The 17,440-nt window shown below is 61.2% G+C and carries 15 protein-coding genes; 5 read left to right on the forward strand and 10 right to left on the reverse strand.

Annotated elements, in window-relative coordinates:
• Window positions 1-342: 342 nt before the first annotated feature.
• The 3 genes from E2F43_RS16160 to amrS form a co-directional block, all read right to left on the reverse strand.
• A complete protein-coding gene (locus E2F43_RS16160; RefSeq protein ID WP_133214592.1) occupies window positions 343-948 on the reverse strand; it encodes a hypothetical protein in 606 nt (201 codons plus the stop codon).
• Between the two features lie 55 nt (window positions 949-1,003).
• A complete protein-coding gene (locus E2F43_RS16165) occupies window positions 1,004-2,542 on the reverse strand; it encodes a phospholipase D-like domain-containing protein (protein ID WP_133214594.1) in 1,539 nt (512 codons plus the stop codon).
• 276 nt (window positions 2,543-2,818) lie between these two features.
• Window positions 2,819-3,910: an AmmeMemoRadiSam system radical SAM enzyme gene (gene amrS, locus E2F43_RS16170; RefSeq protein ID WP_133214596.1), complete on the reverse strand. Its 1,092-nt coding sequence runs from the start codon at window positions 3,908-3,910 to the stop codon at window positions 2,819-2,821.
• Window positions 3,911-4,057: 147 nt separating this feature from the next.
• On the opposite strand from amrS, the gene amrB reads away from it, so the two are divergent.
• Window positions 4,058-4,771, forward strand: a complete 714-nt coding sequence (gene amrB, locus E2F43_RS16175) for an AmmeMemoRadiSam system protein B (protein WP_238946979.1) — start codon at window positions 4,058-4,060, stop codon at window positions 4,769-4,771.
• Window positions 4,749-5,357, forward strand: a complete 609-nt coding sequence (gene amrA, locus E2F43_RS16180; RefSeq protein ID WP_133214599.1) for an AmmeMemoRadiSam system protein A — start codon at window positions 4,749-4,751, stop codon at window positions 5,355-5,357. Before amrB ends, amrA begins: the two co-directional genes overlap by 23 nt.
• On the opposite strand, the gene E2F43_RS16185 is transcribed toward amrA, so the two are convergent.
• Window positions 5,299-7,176, reverse strand: a complete 1,878-nt coding sequence (locus E2F43_RS16185) for a propionyl-CoA synthetase (RefSeq protein WP_133214601.1) — start codon at window positions 7,174-7,176, stop codon at window positions 5,299-5,301. The genes amrA and E2F43_RS16185 overlap by 59 nt on opposite strands.
• 263 nt (window positions 7,177-7,439) lie before the next feature.
• On the opposite strand from E2F43_RS16185, the gene E2F43_RS16190 reads away from it, so the two are divergent.
• The gene (locus tag E2F43_RS16190; RefSeq protein ID WP_133214603.1) at window positions 7,440-8,204 is read left to right on the forward strand and encodes a DUF2189 domain-containing protein; all 765 of its coding nucleotides are present in this window, start codon (window positions 7,440-7,442) and stop codon (window positions 8,202-8,204) included.
• A gap of 203 nt (window positions 8,205-8,407) precedes the next feature.
• Here the strand turns inward: E2F43_RS16190 and E2F43_RS16195 are convergent, their stop codons facing one another.
• Complete coding sequence (locus tag E2F43_RS16195; protein ID WP_133214605.1) at window positions 8,408-9,850, reverse strand: coniferyl aldehyde dehydrogenase; 1,443 nt, start codon at window positions 9,848-9,850, stop codon at window positions 8,408-8,410.
• A gap of 182 nt (window positions 9,851-10,032) precedes the next feature.
• On the opposite strand from E2F43_RS16195, the gene E2F43_RS16200 reads away from it, so the two are divergent.
• Both E2F43_RS16200 and E2F43_RS16205 read left to right on the forward strand, forming a co-directional pair.
• The gene (locus E2F43_RS16200; RefSeq protein ID WP_133214607.1) at window positions 10,033-11,475 is read left to right on the forward strand and encodes an SDR family NAD(P)-dependent oxidoreductase; all 1,443 of its coding nucleotides are present in this window, start codon (window positions 10,033-10,035) and stop codon (window positions 11,473-11,475) included.
• A complete protein-coding gene (locus E2F43_RS16205; protein ID WP_133214609.1) occupies window positions 11,472-12,926 on the forward strand; it encodes a cryptochrome/photolyase family protein in 1,455 nt (484 codons plus the stop codon). The genes E2F43_RS16200 and E2F43_RS16205 overlap by 4 nt, the downstream gene beginning before the upstream one ends.
• Here E2F43_RS16205 and E2F43_RS16210 read toward each other — a convergent pair.
• The 5 genes from E2F43_RS16210 to E2F43_RS16230 are packed head-to-tail and all read right to left on the reverse strand — an operon-like array spanning window position 12,890 to window position 17,343.
• Window positions 12,890-13,537 (reverse strand): hypothetical protein, encoded by a 648-nt coding sequence (locus tag E2F43_RS16210; protein WP_133214611.1) that lies wholly within the window; start codon window positions 13,535-13,537, stop codon window positions 12,890-12,892. The genes E2F43_RS16205 and E2F43_RS16210 overlap by 37 nt on opposite strands.
• Window positions 13,524-14,045 (reverse strand): DUF2878 domain-containing protein, encoded by a 522-nt coding sequence (locus tag E2F43_RS16215; protein WP_133214613.1) that lies wholly within the window; start codon window positions 14,043-14,045, stop codon window positions 13,524-13,526. Before E2F43_RS16215 ends, E2F43_RS16210 begins: the two co-directional genes overlap by 14 nt.
• Before the next feature lie 3 nt (window positions 14,046-14,048).
• Window positions 14,049-15,305 carry an SAM-dependent methyltransferase gene (locus E2F43_RS16220; protein ID WP_133214615.1) on the reverse strand — a complete coding sequence of 419 codons (1,257 nt, stop codon included), beginning with the start codon at window positions 15,303-15,305 and terminating at the stop codon, window positions 14,049-14,051.
• Between the two features lie 2 nt (window positions 15,306-15,307).
• Window positions 15,308-16,060 carry a DUF1365 domain-containing protein gene (locus E2F43_RS16225; RefSeq protein ID WP_133214617.1) on the reverse strand — a complete coding sequence of 251 codons (753 nt, stop codon included), beginning with the start codon at window positions 16,058-16,060 and terminating at the stop codon, window positions 15,308-15,310.
• Window positions 16,057-17,343 (reverse strand): NAD(P)/FAD-dependent oxidoreductase, encoded by a 1,287-nt coding sequence (locus E2F43_RS16230; protein ID WP_133214619.1) that lies wholly within the window; start codon window positions 17,341-17,343, stop codon window positions 16,057-16,059. The genes E2F43_RS16225 and E2F43_RS16230 overlap by 4 nt, the downstream gene beginning before the upstream one ends.
• Between the last annotated feature and the right edge of the window lie 97 nt (window positions 17,344-17,440).

Raw genomic sequence — 17,440 nt, forward strand, 5'->3', positions numbered from 1 at the left:
TTTTCCAGAAACCACCGGGAGGATGTGATGGCACATAACTCGCCGAGTCATTCGGCTTCGATAACTGTCCTGGCACTGCTCATTGCGCTGAATGTCGGTATTTGCGTCGGCCTGGCCTTGAGTAACCTGGCGGGTATCCCAACGAGTCAGTTGTATCTTCTTGCGGCGGTGGAATCCGCAGCCGTCATTCTCGTTTATTACCAAAATAGACGCAGATCACCGCTGGCTTAGGCTTGAAACCATCAGGGTCGGTGACGTTCAAGGTATCGAACTTACTCACCTTGAGGCACCGCTCAAGTCATTCGGCAACTCCGACGGACTCACTTGTAGGGAAGCTGCCGCTCAATAATCGCTAATACGGGTTCGCGTCAGCCGCCACTGCCCGCCAGACTTTTCCAGTTGGTACACGACGTTGCGGGTACCACCGCTGGGCTGGGCATTCACATCACCAGGGAGATACAGCGGAAAGCGCCGGACCAGCGACGTTTCCTCCACGGCAAAATCGTCGTGCCCCATATAACCGTCACTGACAGCCTGGTCCTCGCCCAGCTCTGGCAGCACAATCCGCTCGAGGGTCAGGTCGTCATTGACCACATAGGCCACCAGGGAGCCGTAACTTCCGCTACCTGCGGATGCAATGGCAACATAGACTTCCGGCCGCTGGTCGCTGTCCAGGTCGGCAATTTGCGCCCGGTAGGCCACGCCATCTACCTCCTCGCTGACATTGGCGCTGGTGCCGACCACCCGCACTGTCAGCGAATTGAGCGAGCCCGAACCAGCGCTGGATACGACGACTTGAGTCCCTGCCAGTGACAGCACACAGGCCCCCTCCTGACGTATCTCACCGGTGCCACACTGGGAGCGTAGCGGACTTTCTGCGGCCATTAACAGCAGCGGCACGGCTGCGGCCAGCCCCAGCAACAGCTGAAATAAAGCGGTAGGCGTCATGTATATGAAGCCTGGAGCGAATGCTTGCCGATGTGCGAAACCATGGCAGCGTCGGCTACATCTGCGAGTCGATCGGCAATAATCCAAAAAACCAGCTCTCCAGTTGCTGAAACACGGAATCCGAGGGCGAGGTGTAACGGACTTCGGTATCACTGCGCCAGCTGAGCCGCCCATCCTCGAGGCTCACCGACCAGCTGTTGCGGGGATGGAAGTCATCAGCAATGGCAGACCGCAACCTGCTGTTCAGTTCGGTGCTGTGAATCATCAGGCCGACCTCGGTATTGATTTTCAGCGAGCGAGGATCAAGATTGCTGCTACCGATAAACACCCGGTCGTCGTCCACCAGCATAAACTTGGCATGCAGGCCCAGTTTCTTGTCGACCACCGGTCCGCGCATATAACGCTCCCGGTCCCGGGCGTCGGCGCGTACCTCGTGGAGCTCGACCCCCGATTCCAGCAATTGCCTGACGTGTCCGTCATAGGCGGCATACGCGGATAGGTGGTTGTTGGAGCGCATGGAGTTGGTGAGCAGTCGCACCCGCACCCCGCGATCCACCGCCGCCGCCAGGCTCGTTTCCAGTTCCGGGGTAGGCACCAGGTAGGCGCTGATGGCAATCAGTTCACTGTTGGCGCTGTCGATGGCCTGGCGCAGTTTGCGGGCCAGCTGGTCCGGCTTTTCCGCCTGCGCAGTGGGATCATCAGTAGCCGGGTCATCGGACAAAAACAGGGCGGCGCCGGAAACGGCATCCTTCGTCACCGCTTGCCAGCGTGCGGCCAGTTCCGGTTCCGTGCTCACCCTGACGGGCCCCGCGACGGCCTCGAGCTGCGCCCGCAGCTGCTGCAGATCTTCTTCGCTGGACTCTGCCTTCAACAACTGGCCGATGGGTATCGACCAGCCGCTGTTCCAGAAACGGTCGAAATGCTGGCTCACCTGGGCGACGCTCTCACCCATGGCCAGTACCTCCATATCGCGAAAGTTGTATTGCGGGTGGTGCCCGAAGTACTCATCTGCCAGGTTACGGCCGCCGACAATCACCGCCCAGCCGTCGATGATGAGTGTCTTGTTGTGCATGCGGTGATTGACCCTGTTGAAATCACCGGCATTGACCAGGGCCCTTCCCGCCGTGTCCGGCACCCGGTAAGCGTATGGGTTATACAGGCGCAGATCGATACCGGGGTGGGCGTCCAGGTGGCGCAGCATCTGGTCTTCCCGGGAGGTATACGAATCGTCCAGCAGCAGGCGGACCCTGACACCCCGGTCGGCGGCCGCCAGCAGATGGCCGACAAAGGCTGCGCCGCTGAAGTCCGGCATCCACAGAAAGGTCTCCAGCTCGATGGACTCATGGGCACTGTCGATGAGGGCAATACGCCAGTCGTAGGCCTCGTCGTAAGTGTTGAGAAGATGGAACCACTCCCGCGGGCTGTCTGCGGCGAGGTGCTGCCAGAATCGGTCGGAAGATGGGGCAAGAGATTGTTCGGCCGGCAGCTCAGCCCGCTGTAGCGGACTGGCACAGGCAACGAGTAGCAACAGCGCAAAACAGCCCGGGAGTGCCTGCTGCGGGATCTGCCCCAGAACCTTGATATTGATGGTCACAACAGCTGGCGATTACGCTCGCAGGGATCAGGTGGAGGCTTTCACTTTACCTCAGGGCCGCGCAGATGCAAGGCCGCAGAGGGAGTACCGCCAGCGCTGCCGGCAGCGGGTACTAGAGATAGCCAAACAGGCCAATGGCGATGCATACTGCGCAGAATGCCTTGGCGATGGCGATCTCATCGAGCTCAAAGTTACTGTTGTTGAACCAGGACATGACCAGCTCCGTTGTTCTCTGTTACCAGCGTCTGTTGTAGCAAAGACCCTGTAAACCCTCAATTACCGGTCATTACACGCGTCCAGGATACGCACCCGGCTGGGCCTGACCACTCCGCTACCCGGTTGCGCGCTGAAGTGGCCTACCAGCGGTTCGCCACAGCCGCTGCAACACCCCCGGGCATCGAGCCCCCAGGCCCCGAGTTGATAGGCATTGCGCTCTATCAGCAACTGGCCGCAGCTATGGCACCAGCTACTGCCGCCGCGCCTGTCGCGCACATTGCCGGTGTAGGCATGGCGCACGCCATTGGCCAGCGCTATGTCCCGTGCCCGGGTCAGGGTGCTCGCGGGGGTAGGGGCATGGTCCGGCATTTTCCAGTCCGGGTGAAACGCGGTGAAGTGCATGGGCACATCCGGCCCCAGCTCCTTGACCACCCAGCGGGTCATGGCATCGATTTCAGCGTCGCTGTCGTTCTCCCCGGGAATCAGTAAGGTCGTCAGCTCCAGCCAGGTATTGGTTTCCCGCCGGATGTACACCAGCGTGTCCAGCACTGGCGCCAGGTGGCTGCCACAGATCCGGTAATAGAACGCCTCGGTAAAGGCCTTGAGGTCCACGTTAGCCGCATCCACCGCCTGAAAAAACGCCTTTCGCGGCTCCGGATCTATGTATCCGGCAGTTACCGCCACAGTTTTTACCCCGACCTCGCGACAGGCGGCGGCCACATCCACGGCGTATTCAAAAAAAATCACCGGGTCATTGTAGGTGAATGCCACGCTGGTACAGTCCGTTTCCAGTGCGGTGCGTGCCAGCTGCTCCGGCGAGGCAGCATCCGCCAGGGTGTCCATCTGCCGCGACTTGCTCATGTCCCAGTTCTGGCAGAATTTGCAGGCCAGGTTGCAGCCCGCCGTGCCAAAGGACAACACCCGGCTGCCAGGGTAGAAGTGATTCAGTGGTTTTTTTTCGATGGGATCGATGCAGAAGCCGCTGGAACGACCGTAGCTGACGAGCTTGATCTCATCGTCCAGGCGCTGGCGCACGTAGCACAGGCCCCGCTGGCCATCCTGCAGCTTGCAGTGGCGCGGGCAGAGGTCGCATTGCAGTTGCCCGTTTGCCAACGCGTGCCAGTAGTCTGTGCCAACAATGGACGTCGTCATAACTTGTAAATTGGGCCACAACCGCCATTATTCAAGTATGGCAGGTTTATCGAAAATTACTGCCCCGTGAACGGGCAGCCCTTAGTCAGGCCCGCCGCAGTCGCCGGCACTTTTTACCCGGCGGACGCGACGCAGCTGCGGCGAAACGTGGAGCAGCTGCTGGCGCAGGGCGAGCCCCACACGCTGCCCTCGCCGCAGGCGCTGATCGTCCCCCATGCCGGCTATAGGTATTCCGGCACCACTGCCGCCACAGCCTACCGGCAATTGGAAAAATGTGCCGGTGACATCAACCGGGTGATCCTGCTCGGACCCGCTCATCGGGTCTATGTGGAAGGCATGGCGGTGCCATCGAGTTCCCGTTTTGCCACCCCCCTGGGGGAAGTACCGCTGGACCAGGCGGGCATTGCCCGGGCGCTGGCACTGTCCGGCACCGCCAGTAATGACGAGGCGCACCGGCAGGAGCATGCCCTCGAGGTTCAGCTGCCCTTTCTGCAATGCATTCTGGGGGATTTTTCCCTGTTACCGATCGTGGTCGGGCAATGCCCGGTGGCCGGGGTGGCGGCACTGATCGATACCCTCTGGACCGGACCCGGGGTATTGCTGGTCGTCAGTTCAGACCTGTCCCATTTCCAGCCTTACGACAGCGCGACCCGCCACGACCGGTCATCCTGCCAGCGCATCCTCAACGGAGAGCATGACCTGAAGGGCAGCGACGCCTGTGGCGCCGGTCCTATCAACGGACTGCTGGCCAGTCACCGGGGAAGCCGCCTGCAGCGCCGTCTGCTGGCTTATTGCAATTCCGGCGATACCGGTGGGGACAGACAGAGAGTGGTGGGTTATGGCGCCTTCAGCCTTCACTGAATTAAGCGAGCCGGCGAAGCACTGGTTGCTGGCCACTGCACGGCGGGTGATTTCCGGGCGCCAGCCGCTTGCGGATATACCCGCTGATCCCGGCCTCGGGCAATGCCGAGGCGTGTTTGTGACCCTGAAGAAAAACGGCGCGCTACGGGGCTGCATTGGTCAGCTGGAAGCCGACAGGCCGCTGTCGGTGATGGTCACCGAGTGCGCAGAGGGTGCAGCCTTTCGCGATCCGCGCTTCCCCGCGCTGGGTGAGCGCGAAGTGAGACTGGTAAGGATTTCTATCTCGGTTCTGAGCCCGCCGCAGCGCATGGCCGTCCGCGACAGGGCCGACCTGCTGGCCCAGCTGCAGCCCGGCGTGGATGGCCTGGTGATTGCCGCGGGCCATCGCCAGGCCACATTCCTGCCCTCGGTATGGGAGCAGTTGCCGCAGAAGGTGCAGTTTCTGGAGCAGCTGCTGGCAAAGGCAGGCCTGCCGCCGGACTACTGGTCCGGGGAAATGGCCTGCAGTCGCTACCGCAGTTGCAACTTTACTGAACCGTCGCCGCGGACGGATCCGCGTAGCCCAATTCGCGCAGGGTCGCGGTAATTTCCTCGAGGATGGTGGGATCATCGATTGTCGCCGGCATCTTCCAGGGTTCGCCATCGGCGATACTGCGCATGGTGCCCCGCAGGATCTTGCCGGACCGGGTCTTGGGCAGGCGTTCCACCACCGCACACAGCTTGAACGCCGCCACCGGGCCAATCCTGTCACGCATCTGCTGGATACTCTCGGCGACGATCTCGTCGGCTGAGCGTTCGACTCCGGCATTGAGTACCAGCAGTCCCAGCGGCAGCTGTCCTTTCATGACATCGGCCACACCGACCACCGCACATTCAGCGACATCCGGGTGATCTGCCAGCACTTCTTCCATGGCACCGGTGGAGAGTCGGTGGCCGGCCACGTTGATGACATCGTCGGTGCGAGCCATCACAAAAATGTAGCCGTTGTCGTCGATATAGCCGGCGTCACCGGTTTCGTAATAGCCCGGGTAGCGGCTGAAGTAGGCGCTGACGTAACGGTCCTCCGCGTTCCAGAGCGTGGTAAAGGTACCGGGCGGTAGCGGTTCCTTGACCACCAGGGCACCGATCTCTCCGGCAGGCATCTGCTCTCCGTTTTCGTCCAGCACCTGCACGTCGTAGCCGGGTACCGGCCTGGCCGGAGAACCCGGCACAATCGGCAGCAGTTCAATACCGAGGCAGTTGGAACAGATGGGCCAGCCGGTCTCCGTCTGCCACCAGTGGTCTATCACCGGAACACCCAGTTTATCCTGGGCCCAGGACAGGGTGCTGGGGTCGCAGCGCTCACCGGCCAGAAACAGGGACTGCAGGCAGCTGAGGTCGTACTGTTTGAGATACTTGCCCTCCGGGTCTTCTTTCTTGATCGCCCTGAATGCAGTGGGTGCGGTGAACATGACCTTCACCCCGTACTCGGAGATCACCCGCCAGAACGCGCCGGGATCCGGCGTGCCTACCGGCTTACCCTCATAAATCACGGTTGTACTGCCATTGAATAGCGGTCCGTAGACGATGTAGGAATGACCCACGACCCAACCCACGTCCGACGCGGCCCAGTAAACGTCACCGGGGTCGGTATCGTAAACGTTTTTCATGCTCCACTTGAGGGCGACAATGCTGCCGCCGGTGTCACGCACCACCCCCTTGGGCTGGCCAGTAGTACCCGAGGTATAGAGGATGTAGAGCGGATCGTTGGCGGCCACCGGTACGCAGGCCACCGGTTCAGCGGAGGCCATCGCTTCTGCCCAGTTCAGGTCGCGACCGGCCTGCAGTTCGGCCTCCTGCATCGGTCGCTGCAGGATGATGCAGCTATCGGGCTTGTGTTCAGCCAGGTCGATCGCCGCATCGAGCAGCGGCTTGTAGGGCACGATGCGCGTGGGTTCCACACCACAGCTGGCGGAAACAATCGCCCTGGGTGCAGCGTCATCGATGCGCACGGCAAGCTCATTACTGGCAAAGCCTCCAAACACCACCGAGTGAACCGCCCCCAGCCTGGCGCAGGCCAGCATGGCGATAAGCGCCTCCGGCACCATGGGCATGTAGATGATCACCCGGTCGCCCTTGCCCACCCCCTGTCCCGCCAGCACACCGGCAAACCGGGCCACCTCGTCAAGTAATTCCGCGTAGGTATAGCGACGCTTGGTATCGGTCACCGGGCTGTCGTAAATCAGGGCGTCCTGCTCGCCCCTGCCCTCTTCTACCTGCAGGTCCAGGGCGTTATAGCAGGCGTTGGTGGTGCCGTCGGCAAACCAGCGGTAAAACGGGGGATTGCTGTCGTCCAGCACGCACTCGGGCGCCTGGTACCAGTGGATATCCTGGGCCGCTTGTTGCCAGAGTGAAAGGTTGCTCATAGCGATGTCCGTTTCAGTGGAAATTTGACTGACATTAACCGCTGTTCCATGGTGGTGGCAATTCGACCATGGTGGTAGCCCTGCCAGGATAAAACCATCGTGGCAGGAAACTTCTCCCGGTCTATACTGCCTAAGAGACTGAAAACCAGCAGGCCGGGACCTCTGGCGCGGGCGGGACTTATTCCCCCGCTGGTTTCACCGCCAGGCCTCGACCTTCGTGAGGCAACGGTGCGAGACCATGACTCGCACGAGGAGGCACTACTATGTCTGCGGCTCAAAACTCTCTCGATATCTACCCCATTCACCGGGTACCTGCGACACGCCCGTTTATCTGGCTCGCCGCCGGTTGGGACAGCATGATGCACAGCCTTGGCCCCAGCCTGGCCTACGGCGCGCTGGTGGCGCTACTGGGCACCATGATTCTCGGTTACCAGGAACATCCACTGTACATCGCGGCGGCCGTTTGTGCCTTCCTGGTGGTCGGCCCGGTCATTACCGCCGGTGTTTGCGAACTCGCCAGGCGGCGGGACCATGGCGAAACCAGCGACTTCCAGGACTCGCTGGAGGCAATCCGCCATAATCGCAGCCACCTGCTGAGTCTGGCTGAGGTGCTGGCCTTCGTCGCAGTGGCGGGATTCAGCCTGGCCGCGCTGGTGCTTTACGCCACTGTGGGGTCCGTCGCCCCGGCCATCGAGTCCACCGTGTGGGGCAATGTGATGGCGCAGTTGAGCACAGCCCACCTGCTGGCTTACAGCCTGGCCTTCCTGGGTGTTTCAGCGGTGGTTTTCCTGCTGTCGGTCGTTACTGTGCCGATGATGATTGATCGCCATGTCGACCCGGGCATCGCCATGCGCATGAGCCTGCGGGTCGCGGTGCGCGATCTTCCGGCCATGATCATTTGGGCGGGGCTGATTATCAGCCTGGTGGCCTTTGGCTTTGGTACCCGGCTGTGGGGCATGGTGCTGGTTCTGCCCCTGCTGGGCCATGCAACCTGGTTCGCCTATCGGGATATTGTCGAGGAAGAATAAGTCATTTTCTGGCGTGCGTGCGAAGCGGCCACCGCGGGTGGGATATGCCGCAGCAGGGAGTGTGCTTTTCGACCGAAGAAGTGTTCTCCCATTTGCGGTGACCGCCTCGCTAATGAAGTCTCGCCACTATTCCCGGCCATTTCAGCACTCATATAACAAGGGCACCAAAGGGTGCCCTCAACTCACGTCTCCAAAACCAGCAATCAGCTCTTCAATTTGGCCAGGGTATCGAATACCCGGGTGACAAACTTGCCGTAAGGCGGACGCAGGAACTGCATGGAAGTAAAACCGGGCTGGTAATAGACCGGACGCATCTTGGAGAAAGTCACAAAACCCTCTCGGCCGTGGTAGTGCCCCATCCCGCTGGGACCTACCCCGCCAAACGGCATATCGTGCTGGGCCACGTGAAACAGGGCATCGTTAACTGTGACACCGCCTGACATGACCCGCTCGATGTACATGTCCGAGAGCTTGCGGTCATTGGTGAACGGGTACAGCGCCAGGGGCCGGTCCTTGCTGTTCACATAGTCGACCACTTCCTGGTGGTCCTTGTAGGTCATCACCATCAGTAGCGGGCCGAAGGTCTCGCGGTTGCGAATGGTCATATCCTCGGTGGTATCCAGCACCAGGTGCAGCGGGAACTTGCGGGTCTCGAAATTAGGCTGCTGGTCGCCGCTCAGATTGACAATGGTAGCGCCTTTCTCCTGCGCGTCTGCCAGGGTATCTGCAATGCGCTTCATCGAACGGTCGTCGATGATGGAGGTGTAATCGACATGTTCTATATCCGGGCAGTGTTTTGCCACGTACGCCCTGGCCAGGGAAATAAACGCTTCCCGCTGGCTCTCGTGCACAAACACGTAATCCACGTTGGTGCATATCTGGCCAGCGTTGAACTGCTTTACGAACAGGATGCGCGCTACGGCCTTTTTCAGCTTGTAATTGGGGTCGATGACCGCCGGCGACTTACCGCCAAGCTCCAACACCACGGGAGTGAGATTCTGGGCAGCAGAGGCCATCACCGCCTTGCCCGTCCGGCCGGAGCCGGTAAAGACAATAAGGTCGAAGGGGATTTTGGAGAACTCGATGCCAACACCGCCGGTCTCCTCGAAAAAGCGCAGCTTGTCCGCGGGAAAGTATTTCGGAGACAGTTCAATCAACAGCCGGGTCAGGTTGATGGAGTTTTCCGACATCTTGACCATGGCCCTGTTGCCCGCGGCGAATGCCGCCGCAAGGGGCATGAACGACAGGTTGACCGGAAAGTTCCAGGGTACAATCATGCCCACTACGCCCAATGGCTGGGGGATGACGCGATTTTTGCCACCGGGGAACATGGTGATATCCACGTGCCGTTTCTGCACCTTCATCCATTTCTTCAGGTGCTTGATCGAATCATTGATACCGTCAGTCACCGAGATAATCTCGGCGAACTGGCTCTCGTGGCGCGAGCGATTACCGTAATCCGCACTGATCGCCTCGATGATGGCCTCCATATTCTCGGACACCATCGCCTTGAGGTTGAGCAAATCCTGCTTGCGCTGCTGGTAGTCCGGATTGGGTGCCGCGAGGTACTCCCTGCGCTGCAAATCGAAGTGATCACGCAACATGGCGGCAGTATCATTGGTGGTGGCTTGTTGTGCAGCAGTCATTGGGGGCCTCACTGTTTGGGCGTCATTCTCGAAAAACGGGTAGTGTACGCGCCCTCGCCCCGCATTAACTTGACATATTGCGCATCGATAAAGGTCTTTTCAGGCCAGCCGCAAGTGAGCCAACAGGGTCAACTTTGCGTACCAAGCCGTAATTCATCCTCAACACCGTGCCGAGAACCACCATGACTGTGCTCAAAGAAACCATTCAGGTGAAACGCCCCGCAACCGAGGCGTTCGCCTACCTGGCCGATTTCACGACCACCACCGAGTGGGATGCCACCGCCAGGGAAGCCGCCAAACTGACCCCGGGGCCCATTGCTACCGGTACCCGCTTCCTCGTCACCTGTGCCATGCCGGTGGGTAGCGTCGACATCGAATACGAGGTCGCCGAGCTGGATGCGCCGAGAAAAATTGTGCTGCGTGGCCGCAGCCGTTTTTTTGATATCGAGGACACGATCACCTTTACCGAGTCCGGCGGCACCACCCGGATAGATTACCAGGCACAGTTCGATTTCAAGCCGCTCATACGGCCCTTCGTCGGAGCCATGGAACCGGGCCTGCGGCGAATGGGCAAGGCCTCCCTGAAAGGCCTTAAACAGGCGCTGGATGACAGGTTTCCGACGCCCAAGCTAAGCGGAGAGGATGCCACCGCCGACAAACTGGTACTGCCGAAACTGGCCCGCTTTACCCGCCTTGGCTATCTTCGGGGGCGCAAACGCTGGAACCCGGTGTCGGCGGACCTGCGGGGCAAGCACGTGGTGATTACCGGCAGCTCCACCGGCCTGGGTTTCGCCAGTGCGATGGAGCTGGCGCACCGCGGTGCCGACCTGACCCTGGTCATGCGAAACAAGGCCCGCGCCGAGGAGGTCAAACGCGACATCCTGGCGGAGACCGGCAATGGCAATGTCGCCCTGGAAATTGCTGACCTGGCCTTGCTGGCCGAGGTCGATGCACTGGTGTCGCGCTTGCTGGAGCGGGGCCGGCCCATCGATGTCCTGATCAACAATGCCGGTGCCCTGTACAACGAGTGGCAGGCCACCAGCGAAGGCATCGAGCGCACTGTGGCGTTGCTGCTGATCAGCCCCTATCGCCTGACCCTGGGACTCAAACCATTGCTGGCGGCGGCGGGCGATGCCCGGGTTATCAACGTGGTGTCAGGTGGCATGTACTCGCAGAAACTCTCTGTCGACCGCCTGGTGGCGAAAGAGGGTGAGGAATTCTCCGGCGCCACCGTCTACGCCCGGGCGAAGCGCGCACTGATGGTCGTTACCCGACACTGGGCCAGGGCCTGGCGCCAGGATGGCATCGTTGTTAACGCCATGCATCCGGGCTGGGCGGACACCCCGGGGGTAAAGACCTCATTGCCGACTTTTTACGCTGTCACCCGCTTCGCCCTGCGCAGTCCCGATGAGGGGGCAGACACCATTGTCTGGCTGGCGGCAGCCACCGAAGCCGGCAAACTGAGCGGACAACTGCTCCTGGACAGGGAACCTCAAACCCAGTACCTGCTCAAGGGCACCGAGGAAACCGCGGCGGAGCGCAAGAAGTTGCTCAAGTTCCTGGACGCTTACGCTCCCACCGCGGGCGCCACTGCAGCCTCCATGCCCCGGGCAAAGGCAAGTTGAGCGCATCGCAACCGGTCATCTACTGGTTCCGGCAGGACCTGCGCCTGAGCGACTTGCCGGCCCTGAAGGCGGCGGCGGCCAGCGGCTGTCCCGTCATCCCCTGTTTCTTCATCGACGACGAGACTCCCGGGGAATGGGCCCCGGGCGGGGCCAGCCGCTGGTGGCTGCACCACAGCCTGGTCGCCCTCGGCAAGGAGATCAGCCAGAAGGGTGGCCGGCTGGTGGTTCGCCGCGGCGACAGCCGCAAGCTGCTTGCCGAGGTGGTGGAGGAGACCGGAGCCCAGGCTGTTTACTGCAGCGAGGCCTATGAGCCGTGGAATCGAGAGCTGCAACGTGTGCTCAGTGCAGACCTGGAACAGGCCAATGCCAGGCTGCACTGCCATGAAGGCAGCCTGCTGTTTCATCCGGACGCCATTCGCAACAAGGCGGGACAACCGTTCAAAGTGTTCACGCCCTACTGGCGCCACTGTCGCGAGCTGGGCATAGCCGCCCCAGGCGGCCGCCAGCAACTGTCTCGCGGCCGCTTTCACCAGCACCGGCTGCAGGGCCTGAAACCGGCCGAATGGGGGCTCTTGCCTGAATCCCCCAACTGGGCCGATGGCTGGCTGGACCACTGGACGCCGGGCGCCAAAGGCGCCCGGGCTAGCCTGAATCGCTTTACCAAGGGCGCCCTGGACGGCTACAGTGAGGGGCGTGACTTCCCTGCCCTGAACGGCAGTTCGCGACTTTCGCCCCATCTTCACTGGGGTGAGCTGTCACCCCGCCAGGCCTGCGCGGCGATTCTGGACGCGGATTCAGCGGGGGACAGTGATCAGCAAAAGTTCATCGCCGAAATCGGCTGGCGGGAGTTCAATTACCACCTGCTGTACCACCATCCGCACATCCCGGAGCGCCCCTTCAAGCCGCGCTTTGAACAGCTGCCCTGGGCGGATTCACAGGCCCGGCTGGGCCACTGGCAACAGGGCAAAACCGGTTATCCGATTGTCGACGCGGGTATGCGGGAACTGTGGCATACCGGCTTTATGCATAACCGGGTGAGGATGGTTTGCGCCTCCTTTCTCACCAAACACCTGCTGCTGCCCTGGCAATGGGGCGCCCGTTGGTTCTGGGATACCCTGGTCGACGCGGACCTGGCTAACAACAGCTGCGGCTGGCAGTGGGTGGCCGGCTGTGGTGCCGATGCCGCCCCCTACTTCCGTATTTTCAATCCAGTGCTTCAGGGCAAGCGGTTTGATGCCGGCGGCGACTATATCCGACGCTGGGTACCGGAACTTGGCGCCCTGCCTGACCGCTACCTGCACGCCCCCTGGGAGGCGCCCGCCGATACGCTTGCGGAGGCGGGCATCACTCTTGGCGACCACTACCCCGAGCCCATGGTCGATCACAGGGAGGCCAGGGCCGCCGCCCTGGAGGCTTACGATGTGCTGCCTTCCGGCGACGACTCGGGATAACGGTAATCGATCCGCACCTGCTGCGACCTGCCCTGGGCGTCGCGAATATTGCTCACACCCCGAAACTGCAACAGCCGTCTGCTCTGCGCGTCGTACTCCAGCCAAATGGGGGCTACCAGCCGCGACAGCAGCCAATTATCCAGCGCGACCCTGAAACACATTCGCCCCTGGGCACAGGATTCAGCAGCCGCCTTGCTGGCCACCATATCCAGTGGCTGCTGACGGCCTACCACCAGGAATGCGAAACGCACCGTCTCACCGCTGACCAGTTGTTCCCAGCGCAGCCGCACATAGTGATCAAAGCCTGCGTCAATCACCACTCCCGCCTCATTACCGCCGGCGACCGTTAGCGTTTCTCCATGACGCAGGTCCCGCATCTCCAGCGACGGCGCCTGCAGCGAATCCTGGTAATCAACGACTTTGCGTGCAAACAGCTCCCCCTCCGGGTTCTCATACTCCACGGTGCAGCGATCGCCCTCACTGGAACAACGGTGTATTTCCCGGTAGCGCAGCTCCCCGTCCTCGACACTGTAGGCGCTACCCACCGCGTTCATCCCGTTGGCATCTACTGCCAGCAGGCCCACCAGTAATAACAGGCTAACAGACCGCATGGGGCTCCGGGCGCGCAACCTGCTGCTCGAGCTGGCTGGCGACAAATAACAGGGTGGGGAACAACAGCGCCCAGATCAGCGCCAACGTAATCCCGCTCGCGGGCATCGGGCCAAACGCGACATCCGATAGCGACACCCCCAGGCGGTAGCTGAGAAAACCGCCGGCTGCGCCCAGCACCGCCGCCAACGGCACATTGTCCCGCAGCCCGGAAAACACGTGTAGGGACGTGGTGGCCAGCACTGGCCACAGGGCCGACAGCCACAGGGGCGCCGTACCGCCCGACTCCAGACGCAACACGCCGGCAATAAACAAAAGCTGATCGACGAGAAGGCCGAACCCGGACATCAGCAGGATGAACACCCACTCGGCCCTGCCTCTGCCCATGATCAACATGTGCAGGCCAACGTGCAGGGCTGCCACGCCCCATGCCACCAGGGCAGACTGGGAAGCGACGATCAACAGCCAACTGACGTTGAACAAAGCGCCATTGAGCAGCTTGTACTTCATACCCTACTCTCCAAACCGGTACCCGGGTTTGACGAAGGTCATCTGCACGGTGCTGATAATGCGCTCACGGAAGCCCCCTTCGCAGTAACACAGGTAGAATTCCCACATGCGCTCAAACATATCGTCGAACCCCTGTGCTCTGATCGCGTCCCTGGCGGCCATGAAGCGAACCCGCCATTCGGCCAGCGTCCGGGCGTAATCCGCCGTGATGTCACGCAGGTGCACCACCTGCATGTCGGTATCCCGGGCGATATGCCGGGAAATCACCTCTACCGATGGCAGGCATCCGCCGGGGAAGATGTAACGCTTGATGAAGTCCACGGAATCACGGGCCTGGGCATAGCGCTGGTCCTGGACCGTAATCGCCTGGAGGGCGAACTTGCCTCCCGGGGTCAGCAGGTCGCTGCAACGACGGAAATACTCGGCGTAATACTCGTGTCCGACCGCTTCGATCATCTCTATCGAAACGATCTTGTCGTACCTGCCCTGCAGCTTGCGGTAATCTTCACAGAGCACAGTGACCCGGTCCTCAAGCCCGAGGGTGGCCACCTGTTCGCGGGCGTGGTTGTACTGCTCGCGGGAAATCGTGGTAGTGGTCACCCGACATCCATAGTGTTGGGCGGCAAAGATCGCCATACCACCCCAGCCGGTCCCTATTTCCAGCAAATGGTCCTCCGGCTGCAGCTCCAGCTGCTGGCACAACAGATCCAGCTTGTGCAGGGAGGCCTCCTCCAGGCTGGCCTCGGCACGGGGAAACACCGCCGAGGAATACATCATGGTGGGGTCGAGAAACAGGCTGAAGAACTCGTTGCCCAGGTCATAGTGAGCGCTGATGTTGCGGCGGGAACCGCTGAGGCTGTTGTTATTCACCCAGTGCAGCCCCTTTAACAGCAACTGGCGCAAACGGGAGGAGCCGGAGTTCATCGCCTGCATGGTCGCCATGTTGGCTGAAAACAGGCGGATGACGTCCACCAGGTTGGGTGACGACCAGTGACCCTCCATGTAAGCCTCGCCGGATCCGATCACTCCACCCGTCAGGACCTGCTGATACACCGCCGCATCGTGCACGTTGATAACCGCGTGCACGCCGGGGGCGTTTTCGTCGCCGAAATGCCGGGTCAGGTCACCCTCGTGCAGGGTCAGGGAGCCGACCTGCAAGCGCGTCAGCACTCTGGTCAGCACCTGCCGGGCAAAATCCTGCCCGCGCCAGTGCCTGCGGATCCCGGGAAGACGGATAGCGCTTACACTTACATCATTCATGTTCAATTCTCACTGTTGACTGTATCTGGATGGGGAACAAAGGGGATTCGTTTGAGCCACAATCGCAGTGCCTGCCAGTAAATCCCGGTTACCACCCGCAGTGTCATCAACGGGTACATCGCCAGGTAGCGACTGAAACAGGCCGGCGTGTCGCCCTTGCGCTCGAGGTGCAGGGTGGCATCGAACTGCTTGATCCCGCCGCTGGAGTTGGCAAGGTGGAGCACCAGTTTTTCCTCCGGCAGGTTGCTGCGCCAGTGGTAGCGCATGTTCATCGGCATAAACGGAGACACGTGCATGGCCTTGTCAAACTCCGTTTCCAGCCAGCCATCACGCCCTCCTGCCGGCAGTACATAGGCAAAGCGCTCGTTCCACGGCGTATTGGTGACTTCCGCCAGCACGCTGTGCAGCGTGCCGTCACTGGCGAAACAGTAATAGCAGCTGATGGGATTAATCAGGTAGCCGAAATAACGCAGGTTGGCCAGCAGCATCACCGGCCCTGCCGGCCGCTCCCCGGTCCGCGCCTCGACCTCGTCGAGAACGGCAGTCTTGAGTTCCACCCGGGGATCGCCGAAAAAGTCGTCGCGATTGAAACGGGCCAGTGCCCATCGCCTGGCAGACCAGCCCCAGCTGCGCTCCAGCAACTCCGGCAGTTCGTCCAGGTTGAGCAGGGGCATGAACACCTTATAGCGGAAGCTGTGTCCTCGAGGCGCCAACCTGCGGTGCGCTACCCAGCCGCTGTAGACGGCGCTCTTCATGCAGCGGTGCCCACCCTGGGCATTGGCACCCCGGACGACTTGCTACCGACGCCGATACCGTTGGCCACGCGCAAGGCGGAATGAACCCCGTCCTCATGGAAGCCATTGCGCCAGTACGCGCCACAGAACCAGGTGCTGTCGCGGTTGATTTCACTCCAGCGTTCCTGGGCGGCGATTCCGGGGAGGGTAAACACCGGGTGGGCGTAGTTAAACTGGCCGAGTATCTTGTTGGGATTAATCGCTGCCCGGTCGTTCAGGGTCACGCAAAAGGTCTCCGGCGCTGTCAGGCCCTGGAGAATATTCATGTTGTACGTCAGGGTGGGTCGCTCGGTGTCCGGCCGGCGCTGATAATTCCAGCTCGACCAGGCCCGCTCCAGCTTTGGCAGCAGCCGGGTGTCGGTGTGCAGGGTCACCTCGTTGTTCTGGTAGGGAATGGCCCCGAGAATCTCCCGCTCCAGCGGATCGGCATCGGCCAGGAGCGCCAGGGCCTGGTCACTGTGGCAGGCAAACACCACAGCGTCGAACTGCTCCTCGCGCCCACTCTCAAACTGAATGCTGGCGCCCCGCTCTCCACGGCGTACGGCGCTGATGACGGTGTTAGTGTGGATATTCCTCGCGAAGGGGTCGCTCAGGGGCTTGAGATATTCTCGCGAACCACCCTCGATCACCCGCCACTGGGGCCGGTTGCGGACGCTGAGCAGGCCGTGGTTGCGGAAAAACCGGACAAAGAACTGCAACGGGAAATCCAGCATCACCGGCACGTCTGCGGACCAGATTGCCGCTCCCATGGGCACCAGGTAGTAATCGATGAAGGCCCGGCCGTATTTGCCCCGCTGCAGGTACTCGCCCAGGCTCATATCGGGGCTCAGAACCCCGGCCTCCAGGTCCGCCACGGCCTGGCGATTAAAGCGGACGATGTCCCGCAGCATGCCCAGGAACCGGGGCGAGGCCAGATTAGAGCGCTGGGCGAACAGGGTATTCAGGCTGGAGCCGGCATATTCCAGTCCGGATTCTCGATCGGACAGGCTGAAGCTCATCTCGGTTGCCTTGCTCGACACACCCAGTTCGTCCATCAGCGCGATAAAGTTGGGGTAGGTCCAGTCGTTGAACACGATAAATCCGGTGTCAATCGCAAACCTGCGTCCTCCCATGGCCACGTCCACGGTCGCCGTGTGGCCACCGATACGCTCCTCGCGCTCGTACACGTGCACCTCGTGGTCCCGGTGCAGGTAATAGGCACAGGCCAATCCCGAGATACCCGAACCGATAATCGCAATTTTCATGAAGTGTTAGCCCCGTATTCACCAGTCTATGGCTGAATTTACGGGTGGTGTCTGGTGATGGATCAACCGACCTCCCGATCTCTTTCTTATATTAGGT

This window comes from Seongchinamella unica (assembly GCF_004354085.1).
Taxonomy (GTDB): domain Bacteria; phylum Pseudomonadota; class Gammaproteobacteria; order Pseudomonadales; family Halieaceae; genus Halioglobus; species Halioglobus unicus.

Excerpts from the sequence above, each read along its gene's own strand:
- E2F43_RS16185 (WP_133214601.1), bottom strand. The coding sequence starts at position 7,176 with ATGAGCAACCTTTCACTCTGGCAACAAGCGGCCCAGGATATCCACTGG.
- E2F43_RS16230 (WP_133214619.1), bottom strand. The coding sequence starts at position 17,343 with ATGAAAATTGCGATTATCGGTTCGGGTATCTCGGGATTGGCCTGTGCC.
- amrA (WP_133214599.1), top strand. The coding sequence starts at position 4,749 with ATGGCGCCTTCAGCCTTCACTGAATTAAGCGAGCCGGCGAAGCACTGG.
- amrS (WP_133214596.1), bottom strand. The coding sequence starts at position 3,910 with ATGACGACGTCCATTGTTGGCACAGACTACTGGCACGCGTTGGCAAAC.
- E2F43_RS16195 (WP_133214605.1), bottom strand. The coding sequence starts at position 9,850 with ATGACTGCTGCACAACAAGCCACCACCAATGATACTGCCGCCATGTTG.
- E2F43_RS16190 (WP_133214603.1), top strand. The coding sequence starts at position 7,440 with ATGTCTGCGGCTCAAAACTCTCTCGATATCTACCCCATTCACCGGGTA.
- E2F43_RS16200 (WP_133214607.1), top strand. The coding sequence starts at position 10,033 with ATGACTGTGCTCAAAGAAACCATTCAGGTGAAACGCCCCGCAACCGAG.
- E2F43_RS16210 (WP_133214611.1), bottom strand. The coding sequence starts at position 13,537 with ATGCGGTCTGTTAGCCTGTTATTACTGGTGGGCCTGCTGGCAGTAGAT.
- E2F43_RS16160 (WP_133214592.1), bottom strand. The coding sequence starts at position 948 with ATGACGCCTACCGCTTTATTTCAGCTGTTGCTGGGGCTGGCCGCAGCC.
- E2F43_RS16220 (WP_133214615.1), bottom strand. The coding sequence starts at position 15,305 with ATGAATGATGTAAGTGTAAGCGCTATCCGTCTTCCCGGGATCCGCAGG.
- E2F43_RS16225 (WP_133214617.1), bottom strand. The coding sequence starts at position 16,060 with ATGAAGAGCGCCGTCTACAGCGGCTGGGTAGCGCACCGCAGGTTGGCG.
- E2F43_RS16215 (WP_133214613.1), bottom strand. The coding sequence starts at position 14,045 with ATGAAGTACAAGCTGCTCAATGGCGCTTTGTTCAACGTCAGTTGGCTG.